The sequence below is a fragment of the Micromonospora sp. WMMA1949 genome, assembly GCF_027460145.1.
In the GTDB taxonomy this organism is placed as follows: Bacteria; Actinomycetota; Actinomycetes; order Mycobacteriales; family Micromonosporaceae; genus Micromonospora.
In genome coordinates, this window is record NZ_JAPZBG010000001.1 from 2302795 (window position 1) to 2319964 (window position 17170).

21 protein-coding genes are annotated in these 17170 nt (G+C 71.7%); 3 read left to right on the forward strand and 18 right to left on the reverse strand.

The window, feature by feature from the left end; genetic code table 11:
* Positions 1-9: 9 nt before the first annotated feature.
* The 8 genes from O7607_RS10730 to O7607_RS10765 form a co-directional block, all read right to left on the reverse strand.
* On the reverse strand, positions 10-375 hold the full coding sequence (locus O7607_RS10730) for an NADH-quinone oxidoreductase subunit A (RefSeq protein ID WP_013283601.1): 366 nt from the start codon (positions 373-375) through the stop codon (positions 10-12).
* 119 nt (positions 376-494) lie between these two features.
* A complete protein-coding gene (locus O7607_RS10735; protein WP_269702842.1) occupies positions 495-1769 on the reverse strand; it encodes a geranylgeranyl reductase family protein in 1275 nt (424 codons plus the stop codon).
* A 134-nt stretch (positions 1770-1903) separates the two neighbouring features.
* Positions 1904-2122 (reverse strand): hypothetical protein, encoded by a 219-nt coding sequence (locus O7607_RS10740; RefSeq protein WP_269702843.1) that lies wholly within the window; start codon positions 2120-2122, stop codon positions 1904-1906.
* A gap of 74 nt (positions 2123-2196) precedes the next feature.
* Positions 2197-2907, reverse strand: a complete 711-nt coding sequence (locus O7607_RS10745) for a demethylmenaquinone methyltransferase (RefSeq protein WP_091414513.1) — start codon at positions 2905-2907, stop codon at positions 2197-2199.
* 99 nt (positions 2908-3006) lie between these two features.
* Entirely contained in the window at positions 3007-4266 is a 1260-nt protein-coding gene (locus O7607_RS10750; protein ID WP_269702846.1) for a cell wall anchor protein, read from the reverse strand.
* 429 nt (positions 4267-4695) lie between these two features.
* Positions 4696-5886, reverse strand: a complete 1191-nt coding sequence (gene mqnC / locus O7607_RS10755) for a cyclic dehypoxanthinyl futalosine synthase (RefSeq protein WP_030500766.1) — start codon at positions 5884-5886, stop codon at positions 4696-4698.
* Between the two features lie 73 nt (positions 5887-5959).
* Positions 5960-6370: a type II toxin-antitoxin system VapC family toxin gene (locus O7607_RS10760; protein ID WP_043327321.1), complete on the reverse strand. Its 411-nt coding sequence runs from the start codon at positions 6368-6370 to the stop codon at positions 5960-5962.
* Positions 6367-6645 (reverse strand): type II toxin-antitoxin system Phd/YefM family antitoxin, encoded by a 279-nt coding sequence (locus O7607_RS10765; RefSeq protein WP_269702851.1) that lies wholly within the window; start codon positions 6643-6645, stop codon positions 6367-6369. Before O7607_RS10765 ends, O7607_RS10760 begins: the two co-directional genes overlap by 4 nt.
* 104 nt (positions 6646-6749) lie before the next feature.
* Between O7607_RS10765 and O7607_RS10770 the strand changes: the two genes are divergently transcribed.
* Positions 6750-7391: a hypothetical protein gene (locus O7607_RS10770; RefSeq protein ID WP_269702853.1), complete on the forward strand. Its 642-nt coding sequence runs from the start codon at positions 6750-6752 to the stop codon at positions 7389-7391.
* Between the two features lie 12 nt (positions 7392-7403).
* On the opposite strand, the gene paaE is transcribed toward O7607_RS10770, so the two are convergent.
* The 5 genes from paaE to paaA are packed head-to-tail and all read right to left on the reverse strand — an operon-like array spanning position 7404 to position 11169.
* Positions 7404-8516: a 1,2-phenylacetyl-CoA epoxidase subunit PaaE gene (gene paaE / locus O7607_RS10775; protein ID WP_269702854.1), complete on the reverse strand. Its 1113-nt coding sequence runs from the start codon at positions 8514-8516 to the stop codon at positions 7404-7406.
* A complete protein-coding gene (gene paaD, locus O7607_RS10780; RefSeq protein WP_269702855.1) occupies positions 8513-8989 on the reverse strand; it encodes a 1,2-phenylacetyl-CoA epoxidase subunit PaaD in 477 nt (158 codons plus the stop codon). Before paaD ends, paaE begins: the two co-directional genes overlap by 4 nt.
* 55 nt (positions 8990-9044) lie before the next feature.
* A complete protein-coding gene (gene paaC, locus O7607_RS10785; RefSeq protein ID WP_269702856.1) occupies positions 9045-9767 on the reverse strand; it encodes a 1,2-phenylacetyl-CoA epoxidase subunit PaaC in 723 nt (240 codons plus the stop codon).
* On the reverse strand, positions 9764-10108 hold the full coding sequence (paaB, locus tag O7607_RS10790) for a 1,2-phenylacetyl-CoA epoxidase subunit PaaB (RefSeq protein ID WP_442929476.1): 345 nt from the start codon (positions 10106-10108) through the stop codon (positions 9764-9766). Before paaB ends, paaC begins: the two co-directional genes overlap by 4 nt.
* Complete coding sequence (gene paaA, locus O7607_RS10795; protein WP_269702858.1) at positions 10105-11169, reverse strand: 1,2-phenylacetyl-CoA epoxidase subunit PaaA; 1065 nt, start codon at positions 11167-11169, stop codon at positions 10105-10107. Before paaA ends, paaB begins: the two co-directional genes overlap by 4 nt.
* A 359-nt stretch (positions 11170-11528) precedes the next feature.
* On the opposite strand from paaA, the gene O7607_RS10800 reads away from it, so the two are divergent.
* Entirely contained in the window at positions 11529-12509 is a 981-nt protein-coding gene (locus tag O7607_RS10800) for a hypothetical protein (protein WP_269702860.1), read from the forward strand.
* The gene (locus O7607_RS10805; RefSeq protein ID WP_269702862.1) at positions 12509-13444 is read left to right on the forward strand and encodes a hypothetical protein; all 936 of its coding nucleotides are present in this window, start codon (positions 12509-12511) and stop codon (positions 13442-13444) included. Before O7607_RS10800 ends, O7607_RS10805 begins: the two co-directional genes overlap by 1 nt.
* Before the next feature lie 62 nt (positions 13445-13506).
* Here O7607_RS10805 and O7607_RS10810 read toward each other — a convergent pair whose 3' ends face one another.
* The 5 genes from O7607_RS10810 to O7607_RS10830 form a co-directional block, all read right to left on the reverse strand.
* On the reverse strand, positions 13507-14358 hold the full coding sequence (locus O7607_RS10810; RefSeq protein WP_194802049.1) for a menaquinone biosynthetic enzyme MqnA/MqnD family protein: 852 nt from the start codon (positions 14356-14358) through the stop codon (positions 13507-13509).
* 136 nt (positions 14359-14494) lie between these two features.
* On the reverse strand, positions 14495-15745 hold the full coding sequence (locus tag O7607_RS10815) for an MFS transporter (RefSeq protein ID WP_269702863.1): 1251 nt from the start codon (positions 15743-15745) through the stop codon (positions 14495-14497).
* A gap of 41 nt (positions 15746-15786) precedes the next feature.
* Positions 15787-16368 carry an ArsR/SmtB family transcription factor gene (locus O7607_RS10820; protein WP_269702864.1) on the reverse strand — a complete coding sequence of 194 codons (582 nt, stop codon included), beginning with the start codon at positions 16366-16368 and terminating at the stop codon, positions 15787-15789.
* 55 nt (positions 16369-16423) lie between these two features.
* A complete protein-coding gene (locus O7607_RS10825; protein ID WP_269702866.1) occupies positions 16424-16744 on the reverse strand; it encodes a helix-turn-helix domain-containing protein in 321 nt (106 codons plus the stop codon).
* Positions 16741-17112 carry a type II toxin-antitoxin system RelE/ParE family toxin gene (locus O7607_RS10830; protein WP_269702867.1) on the reverse strand — a complete coding sequence of 124 codons (372 nt, stop codon included), beginning with the start codon at positions 17110-17112 and terminating at the stop codon, positions 16741-16743. Before O7607_RS10830 ends, O7607_RS10825 begins: the two co-directional genes overlap by 4 nt.
* Positions 17113-17170 lie beyond the last annotated feature (58 nt).

Below are 17170 nucleotides of genomic sequence, written 5' to 3' on the forward strand. Positions count from 1 at the left end.
GCTACCTCCTCAGTCCCAGTCCAGGCCGCCGCGACGCCACACGTAGGCGTACGCGACGAAGACCGCGACGATGAACAGGACCATCTCCACGAAGCCGAAGATCGGCAGGGCGTCGAAGGAGACCGCCCAGGGGTAGAGGAAGATGATCTCGATGTCGAAGACGATGAAGAGCATCGCCGTCAGGTAGAACTTGATCGGGAACCGGCCGCCGCCGACCGGCTGCGGGCTCGGCTCGATGCCACACTCGTACGCCTCGAGCTTGGCCTTGTTCAGACGCCGCGGGCCGGCGAGTCGGGCAGCGGCCACGGAGAACAGCGCGAACGCCGCAGCGAGGGCGAACAGCCCGATGATGGGTGCGTAAGGAGAGAGCGTCATCGTTGTCCCCTGCTCGTCCTTCCCTGACCTCGGTGGTTGGCCAAAATCACACTATTCACGTCCCTGAGACCTCGGTCGTCGGGGGGTCGATCTCTGTCCGGCTCGTGGTCGGTCGTCTCCTACACGGCCGGGGCCGCCTTCGTCATCGCGTTGATGACCCGGTCCATCGCGTCCCCGCCGCGCGGGTCGGTCAGGTTGGCCAGCAGCTTGAGCACGAAGCGCATGAGCATCGGGTGCGGCATGCCGTGCTTGGTCGCCATCCGCATGATCTCGGGGCGGCCGATGAGCTTCACGAAGACGCCGCCGAGCCGGTAGTAGCCGCCGAAGCGGGCCTTCAGCTCCTGCGGGTACGCCATCAGCGCCCGCTCCCGCTCCGCGCCCGCCGGGCGGGCCAGGGCCTGCACCACGACCTCCGCGGCCATCTCGCCCGATTCCATCGCGTACGCGATGCCCTCGCCGTTGAACGGGTTGACCATGCCACCGGAGTCGCCGACCAGCAGCACGCCGCGGGTGTAGTGCGGGACCCGGTTGAAGCCCATCGGCAGTGCGGCGCCGAGGATCGGGCCCTCCGCGTTGGCCTCGTCGGTCATCCCCCAGTCCTCGGGGGTGTTCGCGAGCCAGTCGGTGAGCAGCTTGCGGTAGTTCGTCTTGCCGAACGCCGAGGAGGAGTTGAGGACGCCCAGGCCGACGTTCACCCGGCCGTCGCCGAGGCCGAAGATCCAGCCGTAGCCGGGCAGCAGCGCGTCGCTGCCCTTGGCTCGCAGCTCCAGCCAGGACTCCAGGTAGTCGTCGTCGTGCTTGGCGGGCGAGCGGTAGTAGCGGCGGACGGCCACACCGATCGGGCGGTCCTCCCGCTTGGCCAGCCCGAGGGCGAGCGGGAAGCGGCCGGAGACGCCGTCTGCGGCGACCACGAGCGGCGCGTGGAACGTGGCGGGTTCCTTGTCCGGGCCGACCTCGGCCTGCACGCCGATCACCCGGTCGTCGGCGCCGAGCACCGGCCCGAGGACGTTGACGCTGGTCCGGAGCTTCGCCCCGGCGGCGACCGCGCGCTGGGCGAGCAGGTCGTCGAAGTCGAGCCGGGTGCGCACCAGGCCGTAGTTGGGGAAGCTGGCCAGGTCGGGCCAGTCCAGCTCCAGGCGTACTCCGCCGCCGATCACCCGCAGGCCCTTGTTGTGCAGCCAGCCGGCCTCGGGCGAGGTGTCCACGCCCATCCGGATGAGCTGCCGCACGGCCCGGGGCGTGAGCCCGTCACCGCAGACCTTCTCCCGGGGAAACTCCGTCTTCTCCAGCAGCAGCACGCGTACGCCGTGCCGCGCCAGGTGGTACGCCGTGGCCGATCCTCCGGGACCGGCGCCCACGACGATGACGTCGGCGTCGTTCTCCACCGCGGTCATCCGCGCCTCCTCCCGCATGCTCGTGAAATGCTTCACAAGCCGATCCGGATGGAGTCTATGACCGCCGTTACACCAGTACGCGGTGAGGGGGGCCTAACTTCGCGGAAACGGGCCGGTAGGAGCGCCGAAACCGGTCACGGACGGGCCGGCGAGGCCGGTCCCAGCCCGGCGTCGAGGCGGATCGCCTCGGGCAGGTGGTCGCGCAGCGCGCCACCGGCCGCCCGGTCCAGCGCCGCCAGCACCTCGGCGACGACCTGACGTACGTCGGCGGGATCCGCGCCGGCCAGCTCGCGAAGCTGCGCGATCAGCTCGGCGGCGTCGTCGTCGGTGGCGGCCTGGTCTGGTCCCGTCATGGGGGCGAGCCTACGGGACAAAGTAGACCAGAACCGGATATTCACGAAATGCCCAGCGCTTGCTGGCTGCGCGGTCAGTTTCGGACGGCCCGGTGCAGCGCCACGACGCCGCCGGTCAGGTTGCGCCACGCCACCCGGCCCCAGCCGGCCGCGCCGATCCGGGCGGCCAGCGCCGCCTGGTCCGGCCAGGCCCGGATCGACTCCGCCAGGTAGACGTAGGCGTCCGGGTTGCTCGACACCGCCCGGGCGACGGCCGGCAACGACCGCATCAGGTACGACAGGTAGACGGTGCGGAACGCCGGGTTCACCGGCGTGCTGAACTCGCAGACCACCAGCCGCCCGCCCGGCCGGGTCACCCGGGCCAACTCGGCCAGCGCGGCATCGGTGTCGTTCACGTTGCGCAGCGCGAAGGAGATGGTCACCGCGTCGAAGCTGGCGTCGGCGAACGGCAACCGCAGCGCGTCCCCGGCCAGCAGCGGCACCGACGGGCGGGTGCGCTTGCCCGCGTACAGCATGCCCAGCGACAGGTCGGCGCCGACCGCGTACGCCCCGGAGTGGGCCAGTTCCTCGGTCGAGACGCCGGTGCCGGCGCCCACGTCGAGCACCCGCTCGCCGGGCCGCAGCCCGAGCGCCGCCCGGGTGGCCCGCCGCCAGGACCGGTCCTGCCCGAAGGAAAGCACGGTGTTGGTCAGGTCGTAGCGGGCCGCGACACCGTCGAACATCGCGGCTACCTCGTGCGGCTGCTTGTCCAGGCTGGCGCGCTGGCCCTGCGGGGTACGGCTCACCCCTCCACTCTGCCAGCCGCGCCGCTCCCGTCCTGCCCCGGGTACGCGAGAGGGCGGGGTGGCCACCCACCCCGCCCTGATCGCGTAACGGTTCGCCGGTCAGTCCTCGGCGCGCTCCTCGCCCGGCGTGACGAGCACCACCTTGCGGCGGCGGGACAGCATCATCAGCGCCGCGCCGGCCGCGAGGACGGCCGCGCCGATTCCGCCGATCAGGCCGACCTGCATACCGGTCACCGGCAGGCCACCGTCGCCGGTGCCGCCTCCCGTACCGCCACCGGCGGTCGGGGTCGGCACCGCCGTCACGCTGCCGGTCGGGGTCGGCTCGGCGGTCGGCGTCGAGGTCGGGCCGGCGGTCGGCGTCGGGCTCGGCGTCGACTGCGGGCTCTGGTCGACGAAGACGTCGAACTGGGCGGTGTTGTCACCGTCGTCGGCCTCGGAGAACGCGCGGCGCTGCGCCGAGGTGGCGGCCTTCGGCCGCTCCTCCGGCGCGCCGGAGGCCGCCTCCAGCCCGGCGGCCCAGACGAAGCCCGGGCGGAGCACCTTCTCGGTCACGTCCGCGCCGACAGTCACCCGCACGCCCGCGGTGTAGTACTGGCCGGGCTTGAGCACCGCGCCCAGGTCCTCGCAGTACGCGTTGGCGAACCCGCCCAGGTTCTGCTCGACGCAGCCCTCGGGCAGCTCGGCGAAGGTGACGCCGGCCGGCAGCGTGATGCCGTAACTGACGCCGGTGGCGTTCTCGCTGCCGTCGTTGAACACGGCCCAGTCCAGCGGCGCGGTCTGGCCCGGCCGGACCGGGCGCAGGCCCGACTCACCGGCGTCGTCGCCGTCGACCACCACGTCGGCGTACACGTCCTGGACCCACGTGGTGAGGTCGTAACCGGGGTCGGTGACGGTGATGTCGTGGTCGACCGTGTCCAGCACACCGGTGCCGTTCGCCGCGCTGATCGAGACCGTGAGCGTGCCGGCCGCGCCGGTGCCGCCGGTGGAGAACAGCGGGATGCCGAAGTCCTCAGTGGTCCCGGCGGGCAGGTCGCCCAGCAGGCAGGAGAAGGCGGTGCCGCGGATGTCGCAGCCGGCCGGGACCAGCACACCGACCTTGGCCCTCACGAGGCCCTTCGTCTCGACCGTGACCCGGACGTCCTTCGCGTCCACCGTCCCGACGGTGTTGTTCACCTGGAACTTGAACGGCTTGGCCTTGGCCTCGCTGACGCCGTTGGCGAGCTGGTAGCTGAGCGGGATGAGCTGGAGGTCGGCCTTGTCGGCCGCCTGCGCCGGGCCGGCGAGCGCGCCGAAACCGGCGGTGGAGAGCAGGGCCACGACGCCGGCGCTGGCCAGCGTGGACCGGTAGCGGAAGGTCATTGTTCCCCCGGGGGTAGGGACGTGCCGATCAATGCACGGAACGAAGGGACGGTACCGGAGCGACGCGTCGCCACGCCAGCGTCCGACGGTGGGAATTCCCGTCGATACCGACAGACGGCAAGGGCGGGATGGTCACCCATCCCGCCCTTGCCGCGGTGCGTTATGTGAACGGCCCTCATGGGCCGATGGAGGACGACGGTCCCCGACGGACGCCGCCAGCGTAATGGCGTCGTCGGCTCACCGGGCCGTGCTCGACCGGGTCGCCGCCGACCTGTTACCTGCCTGCTCGCGGCCCGGATCGGTGGTGTCGCGCGGGCAGGCTAGCCGCCGGTGATCACGCAGGTGAAGACCCCTGACCGAAGCTTCACCGGAAACGGGCGGACCTCCGGCCGCACGACGGACGGCGACCGGCCGAACGGCCGAACCCGCTCAGTTGACCTCGACCAGCGGCAGCGACTTGCCGGCCCCGCCGCCGGGCAGCGCGATCGACGAGAAGTGCGACACCACCCGGTCGTCGCTCGGGTCGTCGGCGGGCGTGTGGTGCACCGCGAGCCGGTTGTAGAGCGTGTCCCGCTGGGCCGGGATCCGGTCGGCCGACCGGATCATGCCGATCAGCTCGTGCAGGTTGGACCGGTGCCGGGCGCCGGCCGAGGAGATGACGTTCTCCTCCAGCATGATCGAGCCGAGGTCGTCCACGCCCATGTGCAACGCGAGCTGCCCGACGTCCTTGCCGGTCGTCAGCCAGGACGCCTGCAGGTGCGGCACCGTCTCGAAGAACAGACGGGCCACCGCGACCAGGCGCAGGTATTCCAGCGTGGTCGCCTGGGTGCGGCCCTTCAGGTGGTTGTTCTCCGGCTGGTACGTCCACGGGATGAAGGCCCGGAAACCGCCGGTGCGGTCCTGCACGTCACGGATCATCCGCAGGTGCTCGATGCGCTCGGCGTTCGTCTCGCCGGTGCCCATCATCATGGTGGCCGTCGACTCCAGGCCCTGCCGGTGCGCCAGCTCCATGACCTCCAGCCAGCGGGCGCCCGACTCCTTCAGCGGCGCGATCGCCTTGCGCGGCCGGTCCGGCAGCATCTCGGCCCCGGCACCCGCGATCGAGTCCAGGCCGGCGGCCTTGATCCGGGCGATGGCCTCGTCCAGGCTCACGCCGGAGACCTTCGCCATGTGCAGGATCTCGCTCGGGCCGATCGAGTGGATCGCGAGCTGCGGGTACGCCTTCTTGACCGAGGAGAACAGCTCCTCGTAGTACTCGACGCCGTAGTCCGGGTGGTGCCCGCCCTGGAGCATGACCTGGGTGGCGCCCAGCTCGACCGCCTCGCCGCAGCGGCGCAGGATCTCCTCGGTCGGGTGGGTCCAGCCCTCCTTGTGCTTGGGGGCCCGGTAGAACGCGCAGAACTTGCACGCCGTCACGCAGACGTTCGTGTAGTTGATGTTGCGGTCGATCAGGTACGTGACGATGTTGTCCGGGTAGCGGCGCCGCCGTACCGCGTCGGCCGCCTCGCCCAGCGCGTGGAAGGGCGCGTCGGTGTAGAGCAGCAGCGCCTCCTCGGGCGTGATCCGCCCGCCGTCCGCGCCGCGTTGCAGGATGTCGTCGATCTCCCGGTTCGCCGTCACATCCCCGAGCGTACGTCGCGGGCCCGACGGCGGGAAACGCCACTCCTCACCTGGTGACGAGAGACCCACCCGGTCAGGGCATGCCCGGGCTGGCCACCGGCAGCCCGATCGCCCTGGCCGCCTCCAGCAGCCGCTTGTCGTACGTGACGAACGCGACGAACTCGGCCGCCGCCTGCCGGGCCAGCACCTCGGCGGTCGCGAGATGGACGGCGTCCAGGCTGCGCAGCATCGGCTCCGGATACGCGCCCGCTGTCGCCCGGACCGTGGCGTCGATCTCGACCCGGTAGAGACGTCCCAGCACCGAGGGGACACCCACCAGCGCCTGTGGAGCGGCACGACGCAACGCCCGTGGCACCTCCACCTCGACGAGAGCCGACGACACCAGGGCGGTGCCGGCGCGCTCATTCAGCCAGCCGAGCAGATCCGGCGTCTCCGCCTCCCGCCGCAGCATCTTGATGACCGCCGCCGAGTCGAGGTAGATCACCAGCGCTCCTCGTCGCGCGCCTCGACCAGCGCGGCTGCGGCGTCCACCGCGGGATCCCCGAGCACCGGCGGCATCGGGACCGGGCCGATTGCGGTCGGGGCCGTAGCCCGACCCTCGGCCACCAACCGGCCGAGGAGCGCGTCGCCGGCCAGCACCGGGACGAGACGGGCGATCGGCTCACCCCGATCGGTCACCTCGACCGTCTCACCGGCGCGCACCCGCGCCAGCACCCGGCTGGTGTGCTGGTTCAGCTCCCGGACGGCGATCTGCTCCATGAGCCAAGTGTAGGACGCAACGTTCTACGTGTCACGGATGGTGGTCGACCCGAAACGCCACTCCGGAAAGCGGAGCGCTGGCGTCGCCCACCTACGCTCTCGGCGTGTCAGTCGTATCCACTCCCGTACGCGTGGCCGGCGCCCGCTCCGCCCTCTGGTCCCTCACCATGACCGCCGTCCTTGTCGGCTTCGGCCTCGCCGTGATCGCAGTCAGCGTGGTGGTCGGCCACCTCACCGTGGGACTGCCGATCGCGGTGCCGATCTCCGTCAGCCTGGCCGGCTGCTTCGCCTTCGCGGTCGGTCTGCGCCTGCTGCACCGGGGCTGGTGGCTGACGTTCCTGTCGGTGGTGCCGGCCCTGTTCGTGCTGGTGGGCACCGTGCAGCTCGCGCCGGAGTCGGTCCTCCGGGAGCGCGGCGTCGCCCAGCAGGTGACCATCACCGACGTGCAGACGGCCGGCAAGCGGCACGAGTTCGCCCTCCAGGGCGACACCGGCCGGCTCGCCGAGCCGCTGGTCTACCGGGGCAGCTCCCCCGGCTACCGGGTCGGCCAGCGGCTGACAGTGGTCGTCGACCCGCGTGGTGAGGTGGAACTGACAGACGCGCGGGACGTGGACCCGGACGGAAAGCGGGGCATGCTCGTGCTCGGCGCGGCGGGATGGACCCTGTTCGCGCTCGTCGGCGGGTGGCGCGGCCACGTCAGCCGGGCCCGTGGCCGTGCTGCCACGGCACCGCCGGTGGTGATCTGAGCGGCGGCGCCCCTACGCGTCGTAGTCGACTGTCAGCTCGTCGGTGACCGGGCTGGACTGGCAGGTCAGCACGTAACCGGCGGCCACCTCGTCGGGCTCCAGCGCGTAGTTTCGCGCCATCGTCACCTCGCCGACCGTCACCTTGGCCCGGCAGGTCGAGCACACGCCGCCCTTGCACGCGTACGGCAACTCGCCGCGCACCCGCAGGGCCGCGTCCAGCACCCGCTCGTCCCGGCCCATCGTGAAGCTCGACGAACGGCCGTCCAGCAGGATCGTCACCTCGGTGCCCGCCCCGGGCCGGTCGGTTTCCCGCCGGACCGGCTCCGGCGGGGCGTCGACGTGGAACAGCTCGGTGTGCACCGCCGCGTCCGGCACGCCACGACCCGCGAGCACCGCCTTGGCGTCCACCACCATCCCGTATGGGCCGCAGAGGAACCACTCCTCGATCTCGTCACCGGGCACGACGGTGTCGAGCAGCCGGGTCAGCCGGTCGGCGTCGATCCGCCCGGACAGCAGCGCCGACTCCCCCATCTCGCGGGACAGCACGTGCACCAGGTGCAGCCGGGTCGGGTAGCGGTCCTTCAGGTCGGCCAGCTCCTCGGCGAACATCACCGAGTTCGCCGTGCGGTTGCCGTACACGAGCGTGAACGTGCTGTGCGGCTCGGTCGCCAGCGCGGTCGCGGCCAGCCCGAGGACCGGGGTGATGCCGGAACCGGCGACCACCGCGCCGTACCGGCGGGCCCGGTCCGGGGTGAACGCGGAGGTGAAGTGGCCCAGCGGCGGCAGCACCTCGACGGTGTCGCCGCCACGCAGCGCACCGCAGGCGTACGCGGAGAACGCCCCACCCGGGACCTCACGCACCCCGACCCGCAGCCGGCCGTGCCGGGCCAGCTCGTCGGGGGTGGAGCAGATCGAGTACGACCGCCGGACCTCCTCGCCGTCGCCGCCGGCCGGGCGGCGGACGGTGAGGTGCTGCCCGGCGGAGAACGCGAACGTGTCGCGCAGCTCCTCCGGTACCGCGAACGTGATCGACACCGAGTCGTCGGTGAGCCGGTCCACGGCGGCGACGGGCAGCGGGTGGAAGACCGGCCGGCGGCGAACCGGCCGCGTGATGGTGACAGTCACAGCGCCTTCAGGTGGTCGAAGGGTTCGGAACAGGAGCGGCAGCGCCACAGCGCCTTGCACGCGGTCGAGCCGAAACGGCTGATCTGCGTGGTCTCCGGCGACCCGCAGCGCGGGCAGCGGACGGCCAGCGTCAACGGCACCACCGTGTCGTCGCCGCGCGGCGCGGGCGGGGCGATGCCGGCGGCGGCGAGCTTGGCCCGGCCGGTGTCGGAGATCCAGTCGGTGCTCCACGCCGGGTGGTAGACGGTACGGACCTCGGCGTCCGGATGCCCGGCGGCGGCCAGCGCCCGGCGGATGTCCTCCCGGATCACGTCCATGGCCGGGCAGCCGGTGTAGGTGGGGGTGATGGTGACGACGACCCGGCCGGTGTCCGGTTCCTCGTCGACCGCGCGCAGGATGCCCAGCTCGTCGATGGTGATGACCCGGATCTCCGGGTCCACCACCGCCGCCGCGACCGCCCTGGCGTCGGTCACCAGCGCCGCCCTCCGTTCGCGACTGCGGGGCTCCGCTCCGCTGCACTCCTCGCGCTCACCAGCTTGCTCCGGGGTGGGCGCGGTGCAGCACCTGCATCTCGGCGAGCAGATAGGAGAGGTGCTCGGTGTGCAGGCCGTCCCGGCCGCCACCGGGCGTCCAGCCCGTCTCCGGGCGGCTCAGCGTCGCCTCGTCCAGCACCGCGGATACGGTGGCGTCGAAGTCGGCCCGAAGGGTGGACGGGTCGACCGGCGCCGCCGGGTCCGGGGTGAACAGCTCGTGGACGTACGGCCACACCTCGTCGACCGCGTCCTGCATGCGCCGGTGCGACTCCTCGGTGCCGTCGCCGAGCCGCCTCACCCACAGCGCGGCGTGGTCCAGGTGGTACGCCGACTCCTTGCGCGCCTTCGCGCCGACCGCCGCCAGGCGTTCGTCACCGCAGCCGGCCAGCGCCGTGTAGAGCGGCGACTGGTACGCGGCCAGGAAGAACAGCTTCGCCATGGTCGCGCCGAAGTCACCGTTGGGCAGCTCGACCAGCAGGCAGTTGCGGAACTCGCGGTCGTCGCGCAGGTAGGCCAGGTCGTCCTCGTCGCGGCCCGCCCCCTCCAGCTCGCCCGCGTACGTGAGCAGCAGGCGCGCCGCGCCGAGCTGGTCGAGGGCGATGTTGGCGAGCGCGATGTCCTCCTCCATCTCGGGAGCGCGGGAGGTCCACTCACCGAGGCGCTGCGCCGCGATCAGCGCGTCGTCGCCGATGGCGAGCGTGAAGTCGAACAAGCTCATAGATGCGCAGCCCCTTCGGGGACCTCGTAGAAGGTGGGGTGCCGGTAGACCTTGTCGGCGGCCGGATCGAAGAACGCGTCCTTCTCGTCCGGGCTGGACGCGGTGATCGCGCTCGCCGGCACCACCCAGATGGAGACGCCCTCCTGGCGGCGGGTGTAGAGATCCCGGGCGTTGCGCAGGGCCAGCTCGGCGTCGGGGGCGTGCAGGCTGCCGACGTGGGTGTGCGACAGGCCACGGCGGGCCCGCACGAAGACCTCCCACAGGGGAGAGGACGAGCCGCTCATGCCGGATTGACCGGGCATGCCCTCACGGCCCTCGCTCCGCTCGGTGCGTTCGCTCATGCCGCTACCGCCTTTCGCTCTGCCCGCTTCGCGGCGTACGCCGCGGCGGCCTCCCGTACCCACGCGCCGTCGGCGTGCGCCTTGCGCCGGTGCGCCATGCGCTCCCTGTTGCACGGCCCGTCGCCCTTGATCACCCGCATCAGCTCGTCGTAGTCGGGCTGGGTGTAGTCGTACGCCTGCCGCTCGTCGTTCCAGCGCAGGTCGGGGTCGGGAAGGGTCAGGCCGAGCACCTCCGCCTGGCCGACGCACATGTCGACGAAGCGCTGACGCAGCTCGTCGTTGGAGAAGCGCTTGATCTTCCAGGCCATGGACTGGGCGCTGTGCGTCGAGTCGCCGTCCGGCGGGCCGAACATGGCCAGTGACGGATACCACCAGCGGTCCACCGCGTCCTGGGCCATCGCCTTCTGCGCTTCGGTGCCGTGCGCCAGCGTGTGCAGGATCTCGTAGCCCTGCCGCTGGTGGAACGACTCCTCCTTGCAGACCCGGATCATGGCCCGGGCGTACGGGCCGTAGGAGCAGCGGCACAGCGGCACCTGGTTGACGATCGCCGCGCCGTCCACGAGCCAGCCGATCGCGCCCACGTCGGCCCAGGTCAGCGTCGGATAGTTGAAGATCGAGCTGTACTTCTGCCGCCCCTCGAGCAGCAGCTCCACCAGCTCGTCGCGGCTGATGCCGAGCGTCTCGGCGGCCGCGTAGAGGTAGAGGCCGTGACCGGCCTCGTCCTGCACCTTGGCGAGCAGGATCGCCTTGCGCTTGAGCGACGGCGCCCGGCTGATCCAGTTGCCCTCCGGCTGCATGCCGATGATCTCGGAGTGGGCGTGCTGCGCGATCTGCCGGATCAGCGTCCTGCGGTACGCCTCGGGCATCCAGTCGCGGGGTTCGATCTTCTGGTCCGCGCTGATGACGTCGGCGAAGTACGCCTCGACGTCCTCGTCCGGGGCCGCACCGCCGCGCCGGGCCCGCGCCGCCGCCTCGCGCAGCGCCGCTTCCGCCGCCTCCACCTCGCCGAGCAGGCCGCCGCCCGGAGCGTCCTCCGGCGGGGCGAAGTCGTTGCCATACATGCAGCCAGTGTTACAGCTCGCCACGAATGACACCAGAGGGTGTAACAGGTTTCGAGGGACACCTCGCGTCACCGGGCATGTGCATGCCGACATCGGCCCTGGTAGCTGTGATGTCGATCACTCGCAGTGGGTGAAATCCCCCAAGGATGCCAAAGCGGCTCAATATCCCGCTCACCCGGCAAACTCACGGGTGTCGAGACCTGGCATCGAGGCTGTCCGGAAGTAGACTTCCGACCGGCAAACCGTTCGGCTTCATGATCGTCACCGTTCAGGCCATCGTCCCCCGGCCTAGTGGCGACCGGGCCGAACCCATGCGGAAGCGCCGGTCCCCCCGGCCAGACATCTGGAGCTCACCACTCATGCGACCTCGCGTGACCATGGTGCTCGCCATCGTGGCGGTCCTCATCGGCGGCGTCATGCTGGTGCCGGCCGCGTACGCGAAGTTCTCCACCGGAGACGGCGTCGGCGGTTTCGGCGGCGGCGAGCAGGTCCCGGCGCCGGCACCGACCGCGCCGGCGGCCCCGACGCTCGCCGACGCCCCGGTGTCGGTGAACTTCAAGGGCGAGTTCTTCTCCTGGGCCCTGATGGACCGCGAGACCGGCACCGTCACCGGCGCCGAGAACATGAACCAGACCAGCTCCACGGAGTCGATGCTCAAGGCCTGGATCGTCGCGGACTACCTCCGCCAGCTCGGCGACAGGCAGCCGAGCGCCGGTCTGAAGAAGGCGGCGATCCTCGCGATCCGGGACAGCGACGACGACGGCGCGAACGCGGTCTACCGGGCGGCGGGAGGTTCCTACCGGCCGCAGCCGGGCGGGCGGCCCGACCCGGTCATCGCGCGGGCCATCCAGATCTGCGGTCTGACCGACACCAGGCCCGGCAACGTGCCCGACTACAAGGGCTGGTGGAGCTTCACCGAGATGTCCCCCCGGGACGCGGTCCGCCTCGGCGACTGCATCGCCGACGGTCGCGCCGCCGGCCCCAAGTGGACCAAGTGGCTGCTCAGCGAGATGACCAAGGTGGCCGGCAGCGTCAGCAAGCAGGGCACCCGGTCCGGCGGCGGCCGGTGGGGCATCATCGACGGCCTTCCGGCGACGATCAAGTCGCAGGGCCCGGTGCACATGAAGAACGGCTGGACCCAGCTCGCCTACGACGGCAACTGGCACGTCAGCTGCCTGGCGTTCACCGACAAGTGGAGTCTCGCCGTGATGATGCGGTACCCGGGCCGCGCCGGCCTGCCGTACGGTGCGAAGATGTGCGCCACCGTCGCCACCCAGCTCGTGACGCCGCAGCCCGGCGCCGCGCTCAAGGTGCCGCAGCAGCCGGTCGGGAAGCTCTGATGGCCGGTGCCCGGCGTCGGCCCGGCAGCTATCGGCGGCCGCTGGCGTTCAGCGTCCTGGCTGCGGTCCTCGTCGGCCTTCTCGGCCTCTCCCTGCGCGTGATCCCCGGTTCGCCGCTGGAGGCGACCGCGAACTCGCGTCCCGAGCCGACGAGCGAGCGGTCCGCCCGGCAGCCCGTCGACCGCAACGCGACCCGCGTCGCCCCCTCACCGTCGATCGCCCCGCTGCCGTTCCAGGCGAAGAACCTGGACAGCCTGAAGATCAAGGGCTGGTACGCCTGGTCCGTGCTGGACAAGCGCACCGGAAAGATCATCGGCTCGGCGAACATGGGCGAGACGAGCACCACCGCGTCCCTGATCAAGTCCTGGGTGGTCGCCGACTACCTGCGCCTGAGCGCCGCGGACGGCAAGACGCCGAGCGACGCGAAGCTGGCCGACGCCACGAAGATCATCCGGGACAGCGACAACACCCGGGCCCAGGAGTTCTACAAGAATGTCGGCGGCTCGGACTCGATCGAGCGGCTGATCTCGATCTGCAAGCTGACCGACAGCGAGGTCGCCGATGACGGCGGCTGGAGCCGCACCGAGCTGTCCCCTCGGGACACCGCCCGCCTCGGGCTCTGCATCGACGACGGGCGGGCCGCCGGGCCGAAGTGGACCAAGTGGCTGCTCAACGAGATGCGCCAGGTCCGCGCTCCCGGCGACTTCGGCATCCGCAAGGCGTTCCCGGCGGCCCAGCAGAAGAAGATCGCCATCAAGAACGGGTGGATCGACCGGGACAAGGAAGAGGAGTACCACGTCAACTGCCTGGCCATCGGCGACACCTGGACGATGGGCGTGATGCTGCGCACCCCGTTCGGCGTCGAGGGCGGCTGGGAGTACGGCATGGACGCCTGCGAACGGATCACCAAGGCGCTGCTGCGCCCGGCGACCTGAGCCGGGCACGCCCGGCCTGACTCCGCGCGGCCCGCGCGGTCAGCCCTCGCTCGCCCGCGCGGTCAGCCCTGGAAGAACTCCGGTCCGCCGGCCGGCAGCGCCGGCACCTCCCCGTACGCGGCCGCCCGGCGGGCGAACTCGCGCAGCCCGGCCACCTGCCGCTCCCCCAGCGAGAAGTCCAGCGCCCGGAAGTACGTGGCGAGCGTCGCCGCGTCGAACGTCTCCCAGCGGGCCGCCGCCTCCGCCACCTGGTCCAGCTCGGCCAGGCACAGGTCGCGCGAGCGCAGGAACGCCTCGTGCACCTCCTTGACCAGCCCCGGGTGGGCGGCGGCGAACTCGCGGCGTACCGCCCAGACGGCGAACACCATCGGCAGGCCGGTCCAGTCGTGCCACGCCTGCCCCAGGTCGGTCACCTCGAGACCCTTGGCCGGCGCCTCGTAGAGCGCGCGCAGCGCCACGTCGCCGATGAGCACTCCGGCGTCGGCCTCCAGCAGCATCTGGGTCAGGTCCGGCGGGCAGCGGAAGTACTCCGGGCGCACCCCGTGCCGCTCGGCGAGCAGCAGCTGGGCCAGCAGCACCCCGGTACGCGACGTGGAGCCGAGCGCCACCCGGGCGCCGTCCAGCTCGCCCAGCGGGCGGGTGGACACCACGTTCACCGAGAGGACCGGCCCGTCGCTGCCTACCGCCAGGTCGGGCAGGAGCAGCAGGTCGTCGGCGTGCTTGAGGAACTCCACGAGCGTGATCGGGCCAATGTCCAGGTCACCGGCGACCAGATCGGCGCTCAGCCGGTCCGGCGAGTCCTTGTGCAGGTCGACGTCGATGAGCGCGCCGGACCGCATCAGCCCCCAGTAGATGGGCAGGCAGTTCAGGAACTGGATGTGCCCCACGCGGGGGCGGGCGATGCGATCGGCCATGACCCGACCGTATCGCCGTGGCTTCCGCCGCGCCGCCGGGGGAGCCGATGAAGTGGCGAACCCCGCTCCCGCCGGGAAGGAAGGGCCCCTTGTTAACGCCTCCGGTAGAGGAAGGGGCCCTTGTTAACACCGGCGATCAGACCGGCTCCGGCGCGACGGCGGCAGGCGTGGCCGTACCGGCGGCGGCGCGCTCGGCGCGTACCGCGCGGCGGACCGGCCAGGCCAGCGCCACCACCACGAGCAGGCCGGCCACGCCGCATCCGGCGACGAGCGTGCGCGGGCCGGCCACCTCCAGCAGCAGGCCACCGATCAGGTATCCGCCCATCGCGGCGCCCTGGGCGGCCGCCCCGAAGGCGGCGAACGCCCGGCCCCGGGCCGCCTCCGGCACCCGGCGTGCCAGCAGCAGGTTGTTGAAGACGTTGTCGCCACCGTTGCCCACGCCGCCCAGCAGCCAGATGGGCACGAGCAGCCAGGCCGAGGGCACCGCCGCCGAGACCAGCACCGCCAGACCGCAGCCGCCGAGCAGCAGCAGCCCGGCACCGAGCAGCGCGCCGTCGTCGGCGAGCCGACGGGCGACGCGGGCGAACAGCCACGCGCCGAGCACGATGCCGAGCGTCCAGGAGCCGGTGACCAGGCCGTACACGGTCGCGCTGCTGCCGAGCGTCTCCCGGATGAAGAAGACCTCGATCACGTTCACCGCGCCGACCGCGCCGATCACCGCGGCCACGCTGCCGACCATCACCGTCAGCAGCGGGTCGCGGCGCAGCCGCCACGGGGGTGCGACCACGGCGGCGGTCCCGGCCGTCGCCCGGCGGCCTCCCCTGCGGGTACGGACGAGCAGCCCGGCCGCCACCAGCGAGAGATAGCTGAGGGCGCCGAGGAGCAGCGGTACGCGGGTGCCGAACTGGCCGACGAGCAGCCCGGCCAGCGCCGGTCCGGCGAGTGCGCCCAGCGTGCCGGCGGTCTGGTTCAGCGCACCGGCACGGGGCAGGTCCTCGGGCAGCACCATGGCCGGCACCAGCGCGGCGATCACCGGCTGGGTGACCGCGAGCCCGGTCGCGAGCAGCGCCACAAGTGCGATCACCAGCACCGGATCCGTGGCGTACGCGAGCGCCACGCATGTCGCACCCTGGCCGGCCCCGGCGGCGATCAGCAGCACCCGGCTGTCCACCCGGTCGGCGAGGCGGCCGGTCAGCGGGGCGAGCGCCACGAGCGGCAGTGTCGCGGCGAGCAGCAGCCCGGAGACCGCGAGCCCACCGGCCCCGGCGGACTGGAGCGCAAGCGTGAGAGCGCTGGTGACCAGGAAGTTCCCGCAACTGGAGACGCCGCGCGCGGTGGCCGCGAGCCAGACGTCCGGCCAGCGCGACGCGGCAGTTGTGAAGGACATACTTCGAAAGTAATCCTTCACAACTGCCGTGCGCAACCCCGTCAATCGAGCGGCATCGCCCGATACTGCGTCGCCACCGGCCGGGCCCCGGCCGGCGGATCGGTCCGGGTCCGTCGCCGGTACGGCTCCATCAGCGCCTGGATCGCCTGGTTCAGCTCCGTCAACTCCTCGGCGGTCATGAGCAGCACGCTGTCGCTGAACCACGTCGCCGCGTACCACTCCGGCGGCTCGTCCGGCGCGCGGCGCAGCCACTCCCGGACCCGCTGGGCGTCGCGGACCATGTGCGCCTCGACCAGGGCCGCCTCGGCGGCATGCGCCTCCGGGTCGGCGTCCGGTCCCACCTCGACGTGGTACGACGGATTCACCGCCTGCCAGACCCGCTCCCGGGCGTCACCCCGGCCGGGCGCCTGCCGGACCAGCCCGAACTTCGCCAGCTCGCGCAGGTGGTAGCTGGTCGCGCTCGGCGACAGCCCGGCGATCTCGGCGCACTCGGTCGCCGTCGCACCGCCCTCCAGCGTGCCGAGATGTTCCATGATCGCCATGCGCGCCGGGTGAGCGAGCGCCCGCATCACCTGCGGGTCGCTGATCGTCACCCGGCTCCTGCCGGGAAGCGCCTCGGTCATGCCTCAATGATCCCGCGTCCACAGACGCCGGGATCCAGTGGTGAACCCATCGGATTCAGGCAACCTTGAGCTGCTCGTCGCCGAAGTCGGCGATCAGCTTGAGGGTGCCGCCGAGCGCGCCGATGTAGCGCGCGAGCACCTCCTGGGTCGCCACGTTGCCCGACTCGATCTGCGACACCCGGGCGACCGAGACACCCATTCTCGATGCCACCTGCTCCTGGGTCATCTCCCGCCGCTTGCGCAATTCAGCGAGCCGCCACCCGCGGGCGTGATCGAGCATCGCCCCGACCTCGGCCTCGAACGCACGCGGGCCGCCGGCCGTGTCGATAGCCCGGTCCAGGTTGGTGGTGTCACGCCAGCGCTTGACCCCGCTCATCGGTTCTCCTCCTGCCGTTCCTTGAGGTACGTGTCGTACAGCTGCTCCGCCTCCGGAATGGCTTCGCGATACCACCGTGCCCACTGCCCGGACTTGTCACCGGCGACCAGCAGCACCGCCGAGCGCCATGGATCGAAGACGAACAGAACCCTGATCTCGGTCCGCCCCGCCGACGGGGGCCGCAGCTCCTTGAGATTGCTCAGACGCGATGCGGTGATGCTGTCGACGAGAGGCCGCCCTTCGGTCGGCCCGTTGCGTTCGAGCACCAGGATGGCCTGGTTGACGAGGCGGTGGGATTCGCGGTCGAGAACGTAGAGCTGGTCGAGGAACTCCTCCACCTGCCCGGTCATCAGGATCTCCCACTCCATCCCCCGCACCTCCGGACTTAATAATATTCTTAAGGCGGAGGCGGGTCGAGCGAAACGG

Bases quoted from the DNA above. Each gene is read 5' to 3' on its own strand.
- O7607_RS10730 (WP_013283601.1), bottom strand. From the start codon at position 375: ATGACGCTCTCTCCTTACGCACCCATCATCGGGCTGTTCGCCCTCGCT.
- O7607_RS10735 (WP_269702842.1), bottom strand. From the start codon at position 1,769: ATGACCGCGGTGGAGAACGACGCCGACGTCATCGTCGTGGGCGCCGGT.
- O7607_RS10740 (WP_269702843.1), bottom strand. From the start codon at position 2,122: ATGACGGGACCAGACCAGGCCGCCACCGACGACGACGCCGCCGAGCTG.
- O7607_RS10750 (WP_269702846.1), bottom strand. From the start codon at position 4,266: ATGACCTTCCGCTACCGGTCCACGCTGGCCAGCGCCGGCGTCGTGGCC.
- O7607_RS10765 (WP_269702851.1), bottom strand. From the start codon at position 6,645: ATGGAGCAGATCGCCGTCCGGGAGCTGAACCAGCACACCAGCCGGGTG.
- paaC (WP_269702856.1), bottom strand. From the start codon at position 9,767: ATGAGCTTGTTCGACTTCACGCTCGCCATCGGCGACGACGCGCTGATC.
- paaB (WP_442929476.1), bottom strand. From the start codon at position 10,108: ATGAGCGAACGCACCGAGCGGAGCGAGGGCCGTGAGGGCATGCCCGGT.
- paaA (WP_269702858.1), bottom strand. From the start codon at position 11,169: ATGTATGGCAACGACTTCGCCCCGCCGGAGGACGCTCCGGGCGGCGGC.
- O7607_RS10800 (WP_269702860.1), top strand. From the start codon at position 11,529: ATGCGACCTCGCGTGACCATGGTGCTCGCCATCGTGGCGGTCCTCATC.
- O7607_RS10805 (WP_269702862.1), top strand. From the start codon at position 12,509: ATGGCCGGTGCCCGGCGTCGGCCCGGCAGCTATCGGCGGCCGCTGGCG.
- O7607_RS10810 (WP_194802049.1), bottom strand. From the start codon at position 14,358: ATGGCCGATCGCATCGCCCGCCCCCGCGTGGGGCACATCCAGTTCCTG.
- O7607_RS10815 (WP_269702863.1), bottom strand. From the start codon at position 15,745: ATGTCCTTCACAACTGCCGCGTCGCGCTGGCCGGACGTCTGGCTCGCG.
- O7607_RS10820 (WP_269702864.1), bottom strand. From the start codon at position 16,368: ATGACCGAGGCGCTTCCCGGCAGGAGCCGGGTGACGATCAGCGACCCG.
- O7607_RS10825 (WP_269702866.1), bottom strand. From the start codon at position 16,744: ATGAGCGGGGTCAAGCGCTGGCGTGACACCACCAACCTGGACCGGGCT.
- O7607_RS10830 (WP_269702867.1), bottom strand. From the start codon at position 17,112: ATGGAGTGGGAGATCCTGATGACCGGGCAGGTGGAGGAGTTCCTCGAC.